The 16,246-nt window shown below is 70.6% G+C and carries 19 protein-coding genes; 5 read left to right on the top strand and 14 right to left on the bottom strand.

Features of this window, described 5'->3' with window-relative positions; all coding sequences use genetic code 11:
• Nucleotides 1-846, bottom strand: coding sequence for an alpha/beta hydrolase (locus AC1DQF_RS01135; RefSeq protein WP_477523365.1), 846 nt, complete (start codon nt 844-846; stop codon nt 1-3).
• 105 nt (nt 847-951) lie between these two features.
• Entirely contained in the window at nt 952-1,818 is an 867-nt protein-coding gene (locus AC1DQF_RS01130; RefSeq protein ID WP_477523364.1) for a LysR family transcriptional regulator, read from the bottom strand.
• An 82-nt stretch (nt 1,819-1,900) separates the two neighbouring features.
• On the opposite strand from AC1DQF_RS01130, the gene AC1DQF_RS01125 reads away from it, so the two are divergent.
• Nucleotides 1,901-2,797: an EamA family transporter gene (locus AC1DQF_RS01125; protein WP_477523363.1), complete on the top strand. Its 897-nt coding sequence runs from the start codon at nt 1,901-1,903 to the stop codon at nt 2,795-2,797.
• Nucleotides 2,798-3,036: 239 nt separating this feature from the next.
• The gene (locus AC1DQF_RS01120; protein WP_344150762.1) at nt 3,037-3,240 is read left to right on the top strand and encodes a cold-shock protein; all 204 of its coding nucleotides are present in this window, start codon (nt 3,037-3,039) and stop codon (nt 3,238-3,240) included.
• A gap of 141 nt (nt 3,241-3,381) precedes the next feature.
• On the opposite strand, the gene AC1DQF_RS01115 is transcribed toward AC1DQF_RS01120, so the two are convergent.
• Nucleotides 3,382-4,068, bottom strand: a complete 687-nt coding sequence (locus AC1DQF_RS01115) for an MOSC domain-containing protein (protein WP_477523362.1) — start codon at nt 4,066-4,068, stop codon at nt 3,382-3,384.
• Nucleotides 4,069-4,165: 97 nt separating this feature from the next.
• Here AC1DQF_RS01115 and AC1DQF_RS01110 point away from each other — a divergent pair, with 97 nt between their 5' ends.
• A complete protein-coding gene (locus AC1DQF_RS01110) occupies nt 4,166-4,873 on the top strand; it encodes a 4a-hydroxytetrahydrobiopterin dehydratase (protein WP_477523361.1) in 708 nt (235 codons plus the stop codon).
• Between the two features lie 47 nt (nt 4,874-4,920).
• Here AC1DQF_RS01110 and AC1DQF_RS01105 read toward each other — a convergent pair whose 3' ends face one another.
• From AC1DQF_RS01105 to AC1DQF_RS01070, 8 genes are all read right to left on the bottom strand, one after another.
• Entirely contained in the window at nt 4,921-6,714 is a 1,794-nt protein-coding gene (locus AC1DQF_RS01105) for an acyl-CoA dehydrogenase (protein WP_477523360.1), read from the bottom strand.
• Between the two features lie 86 nt (nt 6,715-6,800).
• A complete protein-coding gene (locus AC1DQF_RS01100; RefSeq protein WP_477523359.1) occupies nt 6,801-7,262 on the bottom strand; it encodes an SRPBCC domain-containing protein in 462 nt (153 codons plus the stop codon).
• Between the two features lie 9 nt (nt 7,263-7,271).
• On the bottom strand, nt 7,272-7,919 hold the full coding sequence (locus AC1DQF_RS01095; protein WP_477523358.1) for a dihydrofolate reductase family protein: 648 nt from the start codon (nt 7,917-7,919) through the stop codon (nt 7,272-7,274).
• 1 nt (nt 7,920) lies between these two features.
• Complete coding sequence (locus AC1DQF_RS01090) at nt 7,921-8,259, bottom strand: ArsR/SmtB family transcription factor (protein ID WP_477523357.1); 339 nt, start codon at nt 8,257-8,259, stop codon at nt 7,921-7,923.
• A 161-nt stretch (nt 8,260-8,420) separates the two neighbouring features.
• Nucleotides 8,421-9,800 (bottom strand): NAD-dependent succinate-semialdehyde dehydrogenase, encoded by a 1,380-nt coding sequence (locus tag AC1DQF_RS01085; protein WP_477523356.1) that lies wholly within the window; start codon nt 9,798-9,800, stop codon nt 8,421-8,423.
• A gap of 143 nt (nt 9,801-9,943) precedes the next feature.
• Entirely contained in the window at nt 9,944-10,081 is a 138-nt protein-coding gene (locus AC1DQF_RS01080; protein WP_477523355.1) for a hypothetical protein, read from the bottom strand.
• A 665-nt stretch (nt 10,082-10,746) separates the two neighbouring features.
• Nucleotides 10,747-11,499, bottom strand: a complete 753-nt coding sequence (locus AC1DQF_RS01075; RefSeq protein WP_477523354.1) for a class I SAM-dependent methyltransferase — start codon at nt 11,497-11,499, stop codon at nt 10,747-10,749.
• A 37-nt stretch (nt 11,500-11,536) separates the two neighbouring features.
• Nucleotides 11,537-12,196 carry a Type 1 glutamine amidotransferase-like domain-containing protein gene (locus tag AC1DQF_RS01070; protein ID WP_477523353.1) on the bottom strand — a complete coding sequence of 220 codons (660 nt, stop codon included), beginning with the start codon at nt 12,194-12,196 and terminating at the stop codon, nt 11,537-11,539.
• Between the two features lie 125 nt (nt 12,197-12,321).
• Here AC1DQF_RS01070 and AC1DQF_RS01065 point away from each other — a divergent pair, with 125 nt between their 5' ends.
• Entirely contained in the window at nt 12,322-12,507 is a 186-nt protein-coding gene (locus AC1DQF_RS01065) for an NUDIX domain-containing protein (RefSeq protein ID WP_477523352.1), read from the top strand.
• 35 nt (nt 12,508-12,542) lie between these two features.
• On the opposite strand, the gene AC1DQF_RS01060 is transcribed toward AC1DQF_RS01065, so the two are convergent.
• Nucleotides 12,543-13,139 carry an MBL fold metallo-hydrolase gene (locus AC1DQF_RS01060; RefSeq protein ID WP_477523351.1) on the bottom strand — a complete coding sequence of 199 codons (597 nt, stop codon included), beginning with the start codon at nt 13,137-13,139 and terminating at the stop codon, nt 12,543-12,545.
• 201 nt (nt 13,140-13,340) lie between these two features.
• On the opposite strand from AC1DQF_RS01060, the gene AC1DQF_RS01055 reads away from it, so the two are divergent.
• A complete protein-coding gene (locus tag AC1DQF_RS01055) occupies nt 13,341-14,108 on the top strand; it encodes a class I SAM-dependent methyltransferase (protein ID WP_477523350.1) in 768 nt (255 codons plus the stop codon).
• Between the two features lie 53 nt (nt 14,109-14,161).
• On the opposite strand, the gene AC1DQF_RS01050 is transcribed toward AC1DQF_RS01055, so the two are convergent.
• Together AC1DQF_RS01050 and AC1DQF_RS01045 are read right to left on the bottom strand one after the other, a co-directional pair.
• On the bottom strand, nt 14,162-14,905 hold the full coding sequence (locus AC1DQF_RS01050; RefSeq protein ID WP_477523349.1) for an alpha/beta hydrolase: 744 nt from the start codon (nt 14,903-14,905) through the stop codon (nt 14,162-14,164).
• Between the two features lie 45 nt (nt 14,906-14,950).
• Nucleotides 14,951-16,054 (bottom strand): PP2C family protein-serine/threonine phosphatase, encoded by a 1,104-nt coding sequence (locus AC1DQF_RS01045; RefSeq protein ID WP_477523348.1) that lies wholly within the window; start codon nt 16,052-16,054, stop codon nt 14,951-14,953.
• Nucleotides 16,055-16,246: the final 192 nt, after the last annotated feature.

Genomic DNA, 16,246 nt, shown 5'->3' with positions numbered 1-16,246 from the left:
CTACACCTCGCGCACCAGCCAGTCGAGCATCGCGAGGGTGTGGCCGTTCCAGTAGGCGCGCGTGTGGCCGCCGTCGCCACCGACCCACGGATCGGGTGCGACCGGCGCGGTGTCGGCCAGTGCGAGCGCCCCGTCCCGGAAGGGGTCCCACTCCCCGCACCACAGCCCCCAGGGGAGTCGGGCCAGCGCCCCCAGGTCGTCCAGCACGGGGTCGTCCGGGCCCAGGGCGGGGCTGAAGAGGGCCATGGCTGCTGCCCAGTCGGGTTCGCCCGTTGCGAACCTCAAGGCCCCGTACCCTCCGCGGGACCAGCCCCACAGGCCCCGCCGCTCGGCGTCGTACCCACGCTCGGCCAGCCAGCGCGGGAGCTCCTCACGCAGCATCCGCGGTGGATCGACCACCCCGCTGGGGACCCAGCCGGCGGGACCGTCGTCGGTGCCCACCAGGACGAAGGGCGGCGTACCCGCCTCGACCGCGGCCGTGACGAATCGGCCCAGACCGAAGCCCCGCAGGTCCGCCGCCGAGGCGCTGGAGCCGTGCAGGACCACCACGACCGGCAGTCCGGCGCCGTCCCCGTGCCCGGCCGGAACCGCCGTGAACAGGTCGATCTGCCCCATCGCCTGCGAGCTCACCCGTTCGAGGCGGACCGCGCCCTCGTCGGCGTCCGGGACGAACACCTCGGGCTCGATGCCGAGCCTGCCTTCGAGCCGCTCCGTCAACGACGGCGGTGCGACGGCCCAGCCCAGCGCGCCGAGCCCGACCAGCGATCCCCCGGCCACCAGCAGGCCACGCCGACCGATCGGACGACGAGCCCCTCGTGGCGCCTCGTCCACCTCACGTTCGACCATGGCCGAGTTCTACCCGAGCGGTGCGTACGACGCCATGGGTGCCGGCGCCGCACCGCTCCCCTTGGCCATGAGGCGTGCAGGAATCCGCGGACTGCTGCTGCAGCGTCACGTGCCCGGGGACAGGCCCTCCAGCACGGCCCTCAGCGGCGGCCACTGGTCCCGGCCGCGCCGCGTGACGGCGTACGCACGCAGCCACACGCGCGGATCGGCGAGCGGCGTCACCTTGACCCCGTTGCGGATGGGTCCGCCGCACGGGAGCAACGCCAGGCCCAGCCCCTCCACGACGAGGTCCTCGACCAGCTCGAGCGAGTCGATCCGATGCGCGATGCGCGGGGTGAACCCGGCCATCGACGCCATGGTGCGCAGGACGTCCTCGTCGGCCGTGTGCCGCGAGTTCACGATCCAGTCCCGATCGGCGTACGTCGAGAGCTGCGCGCGCGGTTCGTGGGCCGGAACGCCGAGGCCCCACTCGACCTCCCACAACGGGGTCACCTGGTAGTCCGCACGCCACGAGGCGGGGGCGATGTTGTAGTCGTAGACCAGCGCCAGGTCGATGTCGTCCCGGGCGAGGAGCGCGAAGGCCTCCAGCGGCTCGTGCTCGTTGACCCGTACGTCGATGGCCGGGTGCCGGCCGGCCAGGTCGGCGATCGTCGGCAGCAGTGTCCGCCGGATCGCAGTGGCGAAGCCCGCCACCCGCAGGACGCCCGCCGGCTCGGCCGACGGATCGAGGTCGAACCGCGCGGCGTCGACAGCGGACAGGATCGTCACGGCGTGCTCGGCGAGGCGACGTCCGGCCGGGGTGAGCCGCACCCGTCGCCCCTCGGGCTCGACCAGCGCCGTGCCCGCATCGCGGGCCAACGCAGCGATGCCCTGCGAGACGCTCGAGGTGGACGTGCCGAGGACGGCGGCCACCTCGCTCATCGAGCCGAGGCGGGAGAGTTCCAGGAGCAGTCGGAGCCGGCGGACGTCCATCCCCCCATTGTGCTGGTTTCGTGAACGGTATGTCCGTTCATTTCACGTGGACGCGAACAGACGTCCGGGTGTGCACTGAGGCATGACTTCCTCTCCGGGCCGCACAGGCGCCTCCCTCGCCGTCGCCTCGATGCTCTGCGTGCAGGTGGGGCTGGCCGCCTCGGTCGGACTCATCGACGACGTGGGGGCGGTCGGCACCGCCTGGCTCCGGCTGTCCTGGGCCGGCGTGCTGCTCCTCGTCATCGTCCGCCCACGCCGGTCGCTCTTCACGCGGGAGGCCTTCTGGTCGAGCGTCGCCCTCGGCGTGGCGACCGCCGGCGTGACCATGCTCTTCATGTCCGCAGTCGCACGCCTGCCGCTCGGCACCGCCAGCGCCCTCGAGTTCCTCGGCCCGCTCGGAGTGGGCGTGGCTCGCAGCCGAGGGCTGGCGCGAGCCTGGGCCCTCGTCGCCGCGGCGGGCGTCCTGTGCCTGACCCAGCCGTGGGCCGGGACGGCCGATCCCGAGGGGGTGGCGTTCGCCCTCGGCGCCGGAGCCTGCTGGGCGGCGTACATCCTGCTCACCCAGCGAGTCGGGGACACCGTCAACGGCATCGCGGGGCTCTCGATCTCGATGCCCGTGGCGGCCCTGGTGGCCACCGCCGTCGCCGGTCCCGGGCTGGTCGGACACGTCACTCCGGAGCTGCTGCTGATCGGGCTCGGCCTCGCGATCCTCCTGCCCGTCGTGCCGTTCACCCTCGAGCTGCTGGCGTTGCGCCGCCTCACCACCGGGGCGTTCGGCACTCTGATGGCGCTGGAGCCGGCCTTCGCACTGGTCATCGGACTCGTGGCGCTGCACCAGGTCCCGAACGCGCTGGCGGTGGCGGGGATCGGCTTCGTGGTTGCCGCCGGCATCGGTGCCGAACGCAGCGGCGCACGGACACCGGCCGCCGCGTGCGCCGAGGACGAGGACGGCTCCCGACTCCTGCCGATCCAGGCCTGATCGTGCGGGTGCCGGCGGGTTCCGTACGCGGTGTGGGGGCGCCCAAATCTGCAACGGGCGACCCATGCCCTATCCTTGGTCGTGTTGAAGGGACGGCTCTGTAAGTCGTCCTGGCCGCACACGATGCGCGGCCTGTATCTCGTACTCCTGGTTTTCGGTTCGCTGGACATCAGCACAGGTGGATGTCTTCAGCGGCTCGAGGGCACACCGTCCTCGACACGTAAACAAAGGACAAGAACATGGCTCAGGGAACTGTCAAGTGGTTCAACGCCGAAAAGGGCTTCGGCTTCATCGCGCAGGATGGCGGCGGCGAGGACGTCTTCGTCCACTACTCCGCGATCCAGTCCGGCGGCTACAAGTCGCTCGACGAGAACCAGAAGGTCGAGTTCGACCTCGCCCAGGGTCCCAAGGGCCCGCAGGCCGAGAACGTCCGCGTCTCCTGACGTAACCACGAAGAGCCCCGATCGCGTGAGCGGTCGGGGCTCTTCTGCGTCTACGGGGCTCCGACACCGCTCTCGGGCTGCTTCCCGTCGACCTGCTGGTCTCGGAGGTCGCACTGGGCAGGTAAGGACACCACGTACGACCTACGTCAGCCGGACGTCGTCCCCCAGCGCAATGGTTGCCGGCTTCACGACGGAGGCGTACATCGCCAAGAACATGTCGCGTTCCGCCGCGAGTCGCTTCAACCAGCGACCGTCCGCCGTCGCGCCGTCCTGGTCCACGTCGATCATCCGGCATCGTGGCACCCGTTCCACCAGCTCCAGCTCGGCTCCCCCGACGGCGATGCGCTCCCCCTGCCACGTCTCCTCGACGAACGGCTCGGTGGTGGCGATCACGATGTTCACCCGCAGTCTCCGGGGGTCGGCATCCACCCCCCACCGAGCGGCACACCAGTCCAGCGTGGCCGTGCCGACCAGGGACAYGGCACCCATGTCCTGGTGGGGAACCCCTCGCTCGGGCAGCACCGCGACCGGAGTCCCCATGCGCGCGCCCAGTGCGGCGTCCAACCGCGGGTCGCCCACCTGCCAGTGGCCCTCCGGGCCCGCGACGACCACGGTGCCGTCGTGGGTGCGAGCGGCGTAGTCGAAGACGGGGTCGTAGCGGCGGAACCGCCGGGTGTTCTTGCCCGAGGCGAAGCGACCCTCACCGTCCTGGACGGCGTACCACCGGTCACCCGCGATGCCGCGTGCGTCGAGTGCGACGCTGCCCAGCGCCTCACCGCCCATCGACTTCACCGGGTACCGACGGATGCCGACCAACGCTGACCGCATGCCTCGGAGGCTAGTACGTGACCACCGCGACACCCCCGCAGGACAGGCGTCCACCGAGCCGGATCAGGGCTCCGGATCCGGGATAGGGTCCCCGTCCATGGACATGCTGAGGAGCGCGGAGATCGCCGGGACGAACCTGGCCGACTGGCGCAAGCTGGCCCAGGGACTGCATGCGCGCTACGTGACCGCCGACTTCGGCACCGGCGCACGCTTCGTCGCCGCGGTGGGCGAGGCCGGCGACGCGATCGGCCACCACCCGCACGTGTCCATCGGCACGGGGTTCGTCGACTTCAAGCTGGTCAGCGACGACGCCATCTACCGCGACGACGAAGGCACCGAGCACGTCGTGGAGTGGGTGACCCAGCAGGACGTCGACCTCGCGCGACGGATCACCGAGATCGCCGTCGAGCACGAGGTCGAGGCCGACCCGGCCGCGGTCAGCCACATCGAGCTCGGCCTCGACACGGCGCGCTCCGCCACCATCGCCCCGGTGTGGGCCGCGCTCCTGACCGGGAGCGCCGATGCGCAGGGTCGCGGAACTCCCGGCGACGAGATCCGGGATGCCACGGGACGGGTGCCGAACCTGTGGTTCGGCGACGCCGACGAGCACGGCCACGCGGGCCAGGGGTTCCACGTCGAGGTCTATGTCGCGCCCGAGGTGGCCGAGCAGCGGATCGCCGCGGCCGTCGCCGCGGGTGGCACCGTCGTCGACGACAGCGACGCGCCCTCTCTCGTCGTGATCGCCGACCAGGACGGCAACAGGGGCATCGTCTGCATCGACGCGCCCGCGGCGACGAAGGACTGAACCGGCGCCTTGGCGGTCGGGTTGACGGTGATGAGCGGACCGGTGGGTCACAGGACGCCGGGGTCGAGGTCAAGCGTGGTGCGGTCCCCGGTCGCGAGCAGGTCGAGCATGGGCCCGATCTTCGGCAGCTCACGGGCGTAGAAGTAGCGCGTCGCGGCCCGCTTGCCCTCGTAGAACGCCGACTCCTTGCCGTCGGCGACCAGCCACTGCTCGAGCCAGAGCCACGCCACCACCAGGTGGCCGGTCGCCTCCAGGTAGGCCGTCGCGTCGGCGAGCATCGACCGCGGGTCGCCGRGGCCCGCGACGACGCCGGTGACCTCGACGAGCCGATCGGCCGCGGTCGTGAGCTGCTCGGCGTACCGGACGCCATCGGGGGCATCGGTGGTGGCGGCGCGGCGCGCGGTCTCGTGCATCCGGCCGACGAGGAAGGCCAGTCCGGCGCCGGCGTCCATGAGCACCTTGCGACCGAGGAGGTCCAGTCCCTGGATGCCGTGGGTCCCCTCGTGGATCGGGTTCAGCCGGTTGTCGCGATAGTGCTGCTCGACGTCGTGGTCCCGGGTGTAGCCGGCGCCACCGAGCACCTGGATGGCGAGGTCGTTGGCGGTCAGGCACCACTGCGAGGGCCAGCTCTTCGCGATCGGGGTGAGGATCCCGAGCAGCATCTCCGCCTCGGCCTTCTGCGCCGCATCGTCCACGGACGCGATGTCGTCGACCAGCCGCGAGCAGTAGAGGTTGAGCGCCAGGGCGCCCTCGACGTAGGACTTCTGCGCGAGCAGCATCCGGCGCACGTCCGGGTGCTCGACCAGCGACACCTGGGGGGACTCCGGCGACGCGCCCGACGGCCTGCCCTGCAGTCGCTCGCGCGCGTAGGCCAGGGACTTCAGGTAGCCCGTGTATCCCAGGGCGGTGGCGCCGAGGCCGACGCCGATCCGGGCCTCGTTCATCATCGTGAACATGACCGGCAGACCCCGGTTCTCGGTGCCGACGAGGTGGCCGACCGCACCCGGCCGCCCGCCCGGCGTGAAGGCACCCCCACCGAAGACGGGGGCGGTGTTGACCGTGCCGCGAAAACCCATCTTGTGGTTGATCCCCGCCAGCACCACGTCGTTGCGCTCCCCCACCGAACCGTCCTCGGCCACCAGGAACTTCGGCACCAGGAACAGGGAGATCCCCTTGGTGCCGATCGGGGCGCCGGGGGTGCGTGCGAGCACGAGGTGCACGATGTTCTCGCCCATCTCGTGGTCTCCTCCCGAGATCCACATCTTGCGCCCGAAGAGCCGGTAGGTGCCGTCGGGCTGCGGCTCGGCCCGGGTGGTGATGTCGGCCAGGTTGGAGCCGGCCTCGGGCTCCGAGAGGGCCATCGTGCCGAAGAACCGGCCCGTGGTCATGGGCTCCACGAACCGACTGACCAGCTCCGGCGTCGCGTGCACCGTGAGGAGGTTGGCATTGGCCAGCGTGAGCAGCGCGTAGCCCGCCGTACCGACGTTGGCCGCGTGGAACCACGCCATGCACGCCCCGAAGACCGATGACGGCAGCTGCAACCCGCCGGCCTCCTCGCTCAGGGGTGCCGCCAGGAACCCCGCGTCGGCGAAGGCCCTCAACGCCGGCTCGACCTCCGGGACGAGCTCGACCTTCTCCCCGTCGAAGCGCGGCTCCGCCAGGTCCGCAGCGCGGTTGTGCGGGGCGAAGTGGTCGGTCGCGATCCTCTCGGCGAGTCCCAGCAGGTCCTCCACGACGTCGCGGGAGTGCTCGGCGAAACGCTGCCGTTCGAAGAGCGCCTGGGTGTCGAGCCACTCGAACAGCAGGAACTCCAGGTCGCGGCGCGACATGATCACGCTCATCAGCACTCCTCCGGTCGGTCAGCCCAGGCGAACATGCTCCATGCCTACACGACGTACGGACGGCTCCCGGAGGCGGATCCCGTGCGTCACGCGAGGTGGTCGCCCAGCACGTCGAGCAGTCCCCGGCTGCCCGCCTCGCGGTTCGGGCCGTCGGCCCAGAACTGGTCGAAGAAGACGCCGTGCTCGACGTGGGTGAACCGGGTCCCTCCGTCGATCGGGTCGAACTCCAGCGATGCCACCGACGTCGACATGTGGACCCCGTCCAGCCACATGTCGTACGTCGTGACGATGCGGACGTGCTCGACGATGTCGGTGTAGGTGGCCTCGTAGCGCGAGACCGGGCCGTCGTGGAACGCGCCCTCGGCGACATCGCGTCCACCGATGCGGAAGTCGAACGCCCACTCGCCGGACTCGAACGCGTCGCCGGCACCGAACCAGTCCAGCTTCTGGTCCTCCTCGGCGAACGCGGCCCAGACGCGGTCGGGGGGTACGAGGTAGTCGCGGGTCAGGTGGAACCCGGAGCGGGCGAGTCTGCGTTCGGTCGTCATGGGCAGGTCCTAGCGGGTGAAGGTGACGTGGATCGTGCCGCTCTCGGCGACGACGGTCGTCACGGCGTGGGTGAGCTCGAGACCGCCCAGGTCGTCCCACAGCCGGGTCCCCCGCCCGAGCAGGACGGGGGCGATCATGACGTGCAGGTCATCGACCAGGCCGGCGCGCAGGAAGTCGCGCGCGGTGCCGACGCCACCACCGACGCGCACGTCCAGGCCACCGGCCGCCTCCGTCGCCTCGGCGAGCACGTCCTCGATCGCGGTGCTGCGGAAGTGGAACGTCGTCCCGCCCGGCATCGGGATCGACGGGCGCGGCGCGGTGTGGGTCAGGACGTAGACCGGGGTGCCGAACGGCGGCTGGTCACCCCACCAGCCCTTCCAGTCCGCATCGTCGGGGAACGTGTGCAGCCCGAACATGGCCGCCCCCATGATCTCGGCACCGATTCCCTCGAACTGCGCGGCCGCGTGGGCGTCGTCGACCCCGGTCGTGCCCGTGCCGCTGGTGTCGCCGAAGACCCGCTCATGGAACGTGCGGGTCGCGGCGTAGGCCGCCGTGAGGCGCCCCCAGTCCTCTCCCATCGGGTTCTCGGGAGCGTGATCGGTGGCCGGGGTGTAGCCGTCCAGCGAGGCGAACAGGTCGATGCGAACGCGGGTCATGTCAGTCTTCCTTCGGATGGGTGCGTGCCAGGTGGATGCCGAGCCGGTCGGCCTGGCGCTCTGCCGGTGTCCGCTGCTCGCCGAGCCACAGGTGCAGTACGTCGAGGGCGCCCGGTCGCAGGCTGATGGTGCGGACGCGGCCGTGCTTCTGCGACGTGACCAGCCCTGCCGCCTCGAGGACGCGCAGGTGCYGCATCAGCGACGGCAACGCCATCGAGAACGGTGCCGCGAGGTCGGACACGACGGCCGGCGACGTGGCCAACCGCTCCACGACGGCCCGGCGCGTCGGGTCCGCCAGGGCTCGCAGCACCGAATCGAGCTCGTCGTGATACTTAGGCACATGCCTAACTGTCGTGGACGGCAGGGCATTCGTCAACCGGCCCGATCGTCAACCGCGTCGTCATCGGCCGGTCGGGTCGACACCCGGAGACAGCCGCGCCCACCTCTCACATCAGAGGTGGGCGCGGCGTGGTCCGAGCCGAGGACCGGAGGACCGACGGATCAGCGAGCGGCCGGGGTGTAGATCAGCTTCTTGTTGACGAACTCGTCGATGCCGTAGGGGCCGAGCTCGCGGCCGACACCGGAGCGCTTCGTTCCGCCGAACGGAAGGTCGGCGAACGAACCCTGGGCGCTGTTGATCCAGACCATGCCGGTGTCGAGCTGGTCGGCGACTCGCTGCGCCTTCTCGGTGTCGGCGCTCCACACCACGCCGCCCAGGCCGAAGGCCGAGTCGTTGGCGAGCGCGACGGCCTCCGCGGCATCGGCCACCCGGTAGACGACGGCCGCGGGGCCGAAGAGCTCCTCGCGGTAGGCGCGCATGTCGGGGGTGACGTCGGTCAGCACGGTGGCCTCGACGAAGGCGCCGGGGCGGTCGACGCGCTTGCCGCCGGTGCGCAGCACCGCACCCTTGGCGACGGCGTCGTCGAGCTGCTCGAGGAGGTTCGTCGCGGCCCCCTCGGAGGAGAGCGGACCGAAACCGGTCGCCTCGTCGAAGGGGTCGCCCGGGGTGAGCGTCGCCATCGCGGCGGTGAACTGCTCGACGAAGTCGTCGTACAGCTCATCGACGATGATCATCCGCTTGGCGCCGTTGCAGGCCTGGCCGGCGTTGCCCATCCGGCCCCGGACGGCGGACTTCACCGCGGCGCCGAGGTCGTCGGCGTCGAGCAGGATGAAGGGGTCGGAGCCGCCGAGCTCGAGCACGACCTTCTTGAGGTTGCGACCCGCGACCTCGGCGACGGCGGAGCCGGCTCGCTCGGAGCCGGTCACCGAGACCCCCACCACGCGCGGGTCGGCGATGATGTCGGCCGACTGCTCGTTGGTGGCGAAGAGGTTGATGTAGGCGTCAGCGGGCAGGCCTGCGTCGGCGAAGATCTGGTCGATCGCGAGTGCCGACTCGGGGCACTGCGGGGCGTGCTTGAGCAGGATCGTGTTGCCGATCATCAGGTTGGGCGCGGCGAACCGGGCCACCTGGTAGTACGGGAAGTTCCACGGCATGATCCCGAGCAGCGGGCCGACCGGCTGCTTGCGGACCAGCGCGCTGCCGCCCATGGCGGGGTCCAGCGGGGCGTCGGCGAGCAGGCCGGGACCCTGGTCGGCGTAGTAGCGGTAGATCGAGGCGACGAGCTGGAGCTCGCCCTTGCCCTCGCGCAGCGGCTTGCCCATCTCTCGGGCGATGATCGCGGCCAGCTCATCGGCCCGCTCGTCGTACAGGTCGGCGACGCGGTGCAGCACCCGTGAGCGCTCGTCCTTGCTGGTGGTGCGCCACTCGCCGTACGCCGCGTGGGTGCGCGACAGCGCGTCCTGCACCTCGGCGTCGGTGGCGGTCGGGTACTCCTTCTCCACCGTGCCGGTGGACGGATTGACAACCTGGTAGTCGCTCATGCGTGAACCTCTCGAACGTGGGGGTGAGGACGGGCGTGCCCGCCTGCGTTCGAACGTACGCCCGAGCACCGGCTGCACAAGGGCGGGTCACAGTGATGAGGCCCACCACGCTGGTGGCAGGCCGTGGAGGACGGCCACCCGCATCAGGCGAAGACGACCGCAGCTCCGGTCTGGAGAGAAGCCTGAGCGGCCCTGATCAGCTGCAGGCAGGTGTAGGTCTCGACGGCGTACGACTCCCAACCCCGTGGATCCTCGACATTTCCGTCGACGGCGTTGTACACGTCCTCTGACTCAGGGTCGGCCCCTGGGTCGATCCCGAGGGCGAGCGCAAGCTCATGACACTCCGCGAGCAGCTGCGGCGCTGACCCCACGAGTGCGCCTACGACTGTGCGGTCCTGAAGGACCGGAGCAAAGTCGACAGGAGCGTAGAAGCCCTCGGCATCAGAGTGGTGGATCAGGTGGTCGAAGGCGTGGGGGTCGGACTCCCATGGTGCTGGGTCCTCTCGCGGCCGAGGCGTTTGCGGGAGGCCACACCGTGTGCAGGTCCAGCGCGTACACCTGGGCAAGAGTGGTGTCCTCGGCGGCCCTCTGGTCCGGTCCCAACGGATCGGGAAGCCGGCCGTGCACCCTGAGGTGTGCGGCAACTCGCCTGAGCGAGTGCAGAGCCGAGTACCCGTACATCTCGAACGAGTGCGTCTCCGCGTCAGCAGGTTCAGTCCACGTAGGCAGCGCGGCTCGTACGAGGGCCGAGTTCGCCGCAGCGACTTGTTCAGCGAACAGGGCCCGGCCCTCCTCGTCGTCGGCAAGGTCTTCTGCGAACCCGACCACCACGTTGAGTCCCATGTCGAGAACCTAGCGGCCGACCGATCCCACCCCATGCGGACTCATCCTGACGTGAGCGCGTCCGGGAGGATGAGCTGAACCGACAGTCCTGCTGGCTCTCGGTTCAGTCCGGTTCGCAGACGTAGAGCTGGAGGGCCGCGTCCGAGGTGAGTGGCGCACGGGACCAGTCGCCGAAGCGCTCGACAACACGGAGACCGCCGAGCGTGAGAAGCAGCGGCATCTCCTGGGGGAAGATGCTCCTGATCTCGAGCGGCGCAACAGCGAAGTCCGCCTCGGAATCGGTCGAGAAGTACCACCTCCCGCGCGTCACCTGCGCGGCCGCGTCGTAGGTCTCAGCGACGTCGACGTGCACCACACCACGATCGGGATCCACGAACGTCAACGCGTCGCGCCTGCGTCGAACGCCGTCGGCCCGGGCAAGGATGCGCACGCTCGGGTTGAACACGTCGAAGATGAGCCGCGCTCCCGGCGCCAGGTGCCTTCGCACCGACCGGAAGCAATCAACCACGTCGTCGGCCTCATGCAGATGGAGCAAGGAATTGGCGGCGATGAACACGAGGTCGAACGTTCGGCCCAGGTCGAGCTCGCGCATGTCGCCCTGCACCCACTCCACCGCCACCCCGCGCTCGTCCGCCTTGCGCTGAGCCTCGGCAAGCATGTCCGGCGAGAGCTCCAGGCCCACGCACGAATGCCCGTCGGACGCGATCGGGATCAGCTTGTGTCCGGTGCCGCACCCGAGCTCCAGGACACGCCCGCCTCGCCGTAGGGCCTCGGCCCTGTAGAAGCCGACGGCCTGTTCGCCTCCGGGGAACAACCGGTCGTACAACGTCGCATCCGAGTAGAACCGCTCGCTCATGAGGCGCACCCTCCTTGCCGGACCTCGTGCACGACGGCTACGGCACCAGCTTCCAGTTGCCCTCAGAGACGACTTCGACGGTGCCGTCGTCCACCTTGATCGCTGACTGGTCGTCCATGACGTACGCCGGGCCGCCGATCTCCCCAGCCCAGCGGTCTGCCTCGTCCATCGTGTTTCCCGGGAAGACATCGAGGTGCGGGAAGATCGAGAAGTCGACGAGGCCCAGTGTGCGGTCGTCCGGCGCGGACGGCCACCGGACGAAGTCGGCGCCGATCCGGGGCGTCATCACCATGCTGCCGGCACTGACTCCCACCCAGACCGTGTCGGTCATCGCGGGAAGGAGCTCGGCCAGTCCGGACTCCTTGATCCAGTGGCACAGGTACGTCGCATCGCCGCCGTCGACCAGCAGCACGTCAGCCTCCTCGACCCAGGGGACCCAGCGCTCCGCGCCGATCGTCGGCAGCGCCGTGAGCTCGAGGAGTCCCAACGACTTCCACTGCATCGAGGTCAAGCCACCCCAGGGTGGCGCGCCGCTGATGAACCCCCGCGCCGAGACCGGTCCGCACATCGGGTGTCCCCACTGTGCCGTGGGGATGCAGAGTGCGGTCGCGTCGGCCGTCGGCTTGCCCAACAGGTCCACCAGAGCACGGCGGATGCTGGCGTTCGTGACGCCTCCGGACGTGAGCAGAAGCTTCAAGGTTTCCTCCTCAACGAATGCCTTGCTCCAACTTCGACTAGCGCCGAGCATCTTCCACGAAACTCACCATCCACGCACTGCACTGACATCGTCATGAGCACGCATTCGTCGCGGAATGGGCGGACGTGTCCGACTGCTGGGACCTCGTCGGCGGACATGTCGAGTCGAGCGAGTCGCCTCCGGAGGCCATCAGGCGGGAATGCCTCGAAGAGCTCGGGGTAGCGCCGTCCGGGTCGCAACCGATTAGCCGCCACGGATCTGCCCTCTCGCGCACATCGCGGCAGACCCGGACGTTCCCCCTGCCCTCATAAACGACGGCTCCCCAGAGGGCTCTCCGAATCCAGGGTCAGTCCGGCCCGTCAGTCTGTGGCCGCCACGGCTCGTGCTCGTGCGACAGCCAGACCTCCACAGGGTCGAGCGCCCGGACCAACCGCTGGCCTTCGGTGCGCGGTTCGTCGAGCTCGGCGTGGAAGACCGCCGTGTCGCCGCACACGACGACGGGTCCCCCGTCCGCCTCGATGACGACCACCTGCGAGCCTCGGGTGTGTCCTGGCGTCGGCACCAGCCGGATCCCGGGCAACAGCTCGAGCTCACCGTCGACGGGGACGTACTGCACGCCGGGCGGGTCGACCCACTCCGGGATCGTGTAGTCGTCCTCGCTGCGTGCGTCGTCGAGCTCGATGCGCTGGACATGGATCGGCTTGCCCGCGAAGAGGTGGTTGCCGCCGCAGTGGTCGAAGTGCAGGTGCGTGTTGACGACGATGTCGATGCCGGCCAGGTCGAAGTCGGCCTGCGCGGACAGAGGAGTCAGGCGGGGATCCATGTCGGCCACCGCCGGGTGCAGCTGAGTGAGCCCGGTGTCGACCAGCACACGCCCATCGGGATGGTCGATGACGTGCACGTAGACCGGCATCCGCTCGCCCTCGGCGACCAGCTCGGCCACGAGAACCGGGGTGACGGTCGGCGGTGGGACGGCACGTCCCGCACCCTGCCCTTGCGGGGGTCGTGGGTCACTCATCACGGACCGCTCGTTTCGCTCGATGTGCGTGCGCCGCCGGGCGCGACCTGTGGCACTTCACACTCGCACACAAGCCGTCGGTCGAGGAGCCCTGCGCCGATATCCACTTTCGGGGAGACTGGTCGGGTGTCCGAGGACAGAGCCACAGAGATCGCCTGGAACCGGGAGCTCTGGGCGATCGTGAACGAGCGGTTCACCGATGCCGCGGCCGAGAGCATGTGGACCAGGCCGGAGATCGCGTGGGGCCTGTTCGCGGCGCCCGAGCGAGAGCTCGGCGTACTCGGTGACGTGCGTGGCCTGGACGTCCTGGATCTCGCCTGCGGAACCGGGTACTTCGCCGCCTGGCTCGCGCGTGCAGGCGCTCGACCGGTCGCCCTGGACTTCTCCGCCGAGCAGCTCGCCACCGCGCGGCACCTCCAGCAGCGGCTCGGCCCCACCTTTCCTCTGGTTCATGGTGATGCCGAGCGTTCCCCACTGGCCGGTGGCCGCTTCGACCTCGTCGTGAGCGAGCACGGCGTGGCTGCCTGGTGCGACCCTGCCCGGTGGCTCCCCGAGGCGGCGCGGCTCCTGCGGCCGGGTGGGCGCCTCGCGTTCATGACCAACAGCAACCTGTCGACGCTGTGCGTCCCGGCCGAGGGCGGTGTTGCGGGAGACCGTCTGCTGCGCGGCCAGCGCGAGACCCACCGGGTCCAGTGGCCGGGAGGCGGTTTCGAGTTCCATCCCTCGCACGGTGAGTGGATACGGCAGCTGCGCACGGCAGGCTTCGTCGTCGAGGCCATGCACGAGATCTACGCGCCGACGGACGGCCTCGACCACCCGTTCTACGAGATCGTGTCCCGGGAGTGGGCCACCAGCTGGCCGGCCGAGGAGCTGTGGGTCGCGGTCCACCCCTAGTCCGCGCGCCGCGACACGGGCCACCGAGGCCCTGCGTTCGGGACCCGGCAACCTCAGCCCCCGAGGTCCCCGATCGGGCGGTCGTCCAGGAACTCCGCGATCCGGGTCCAGTACGTGGGGTCGTCGGAGATGGTGTTGTGCTCGGCGTCGGGGAAGGCGACCACAGCGGGGTCGGTCAGGGCGGCGACCAGTGCCTCGGTCCGGGCCGGGCGGACGACCACGTCCTGATCCGCACGCAGCACCAGGACGGGCGCCTTCACGTCGGCGGCGATGGCCGCCGAGTCCCAGCGGTCCTTGATCAGCGCCGCGACCGGCAGACCGGGGAACAGGTCCGCGGCGGTGGCCACCAGGCTGTCGAACGGGGTGACCAGCACGAGGTGCCCGACAGCCCTCCTCACCGCGACGTGCACGGCGACGGCACTGCCGAGGCTGCGGCCCAGCACGTCCACCCGCCCGCCGGGATGGCGTTCGATGACGTGGTCGACCAGCGCCAGGGCGTCGACGCTCAGGGCGTCCTGGCTCGGGCGTCCCTCGCTGGCGCCGTACCCGCGATAGGCGATCAGGTAGCTCGTGTGGTCGCGGAACCGTTCCGGCAGCACCTCGAGCCACGAGTCCAGACGCTCGCCGTTCCCGCCGAAGTAGACCAGCGCATGGGCGCGACCCGGGTTGACGACCCAGCCGCGGAGCTCCACCCCGCCCACGTCCAGCGCGTACGTCGTGGCTGTGGCTTCCACGCGTGTGCTGCCGCGTGGATAGATCAGCTCCCGCACCAGCGGAGCAACGATGGCGTCGAACACGGGAGCACTCTAGGAGGTGGGCCCGCCGTCGTGCGGATGGTCAGGTCACGCGACGCGCAGGTCCAGCACCAGCACGGCCCGGTCGTCGTTGCCGCGCGGCACCTTGCGCAGGACGGCACGGGCGACGCCGGCGAAGCCGTGGGCCTGCACGGCACCTCGCGCCACCTCGCGCAGCCAGGCGAGACCGTCGTCGAGGTCGCGGCCGCGCGTCTCGATGACGCCGTCGGTGTAGAACATCAGCGCCTCCCCCTCGCCGAGGCGGCCCTCGCTGGCCCGCAGCTCCGGGTCGTCCACCACGCCCAACGCCGTGCCGCGCGCGTTGTCCACGCCCCACTCCCCCAGCGCCGGGCGCCAGTGCAGCACCGGGGGGTGCCCCGCGCTCGTGATCGTGTAGTCGCCCGTCTCCAGGTCGACGCGGACGTGCACGGCAGTGGCGAAGGACTCGTCGGAGTCCTGGCGCAGCAGGAACGCGTTGGCCGCCCGCATGAGGGCGTCGGGGGGCAACGCACCGAGCAGGCCGCCGAGGGCACCGGCGAACTGCAGGGCCTGCGGTCCGACCGAGGAGCCCTTGCCGCACACGTCGACGAGCACCATCTCGAGGTGCCGGTCCTCCCGCAGGTCGGCGACCAGGAAGTCGCCGGCGTACCCGGTGCCGTGCGCGCTGAGCATCGCCGACTGGGACCGCCACGGCACGGGCAGGTCCGGTACGACGCCCTGTCGCTGCAGGCGGTCGCGCAGCTGGGCCAGCATCGGCTCGCTCAGCGCCACCGGTAGTCCCGAGCGCTGYCGGCTCGACTGGGCGACGGCGAGACCCACCGATGCCGCCAGCGTGACCAGCGCGGCGGCCGAGGGGCCGTCGAGGCCGTCGTGCACGGTGGCAGCGGTGGCCGCGACGAGGATGAACCCGGAGAGGACCCGCAGCGGCCCGGCGCGGAGGATCAGCACGCCCAGCAGCAGCCACACGAACCACACCGTGAGCGGCACCAGGTCGTAGGCCACCCACGAGGCGACGAGGGACATCGCGGAGACGGCGAGCAGGATGCCCAGCACGTAGAGCTGGCTCGCCCGCGACCCCGTCCGCCAGCCCTCGACCCGGTCGTGCACGTGCGACGCCACCCGGCGCGGCACGGTTCCGAGGGCAGTCGACACCACCAGAGAATAGTGCGCAGGTGCCCCCGGCCGGAGCCGATCACCCGATGTCGGGGGCGGCCTCTACGCTCGCAGGACCATGACCGAGAAGCCCGACGAGACCGAGCCCACGACCGCCACGACCGCACCCGCCGACGACGAGGTCGCAGGCATCGTCGCCTTCGCCATGGACTGCGCCCGCCAGGGCGAGAG

The sequence above is a fragment of the Nocardioides sp. P4_G4 genome, from assembly GCF_056401085.1.
Note: the sequence above shows the minus strand (reverse complement) of the source record. Positions and strands in the feature narration are given on the sequence as shown.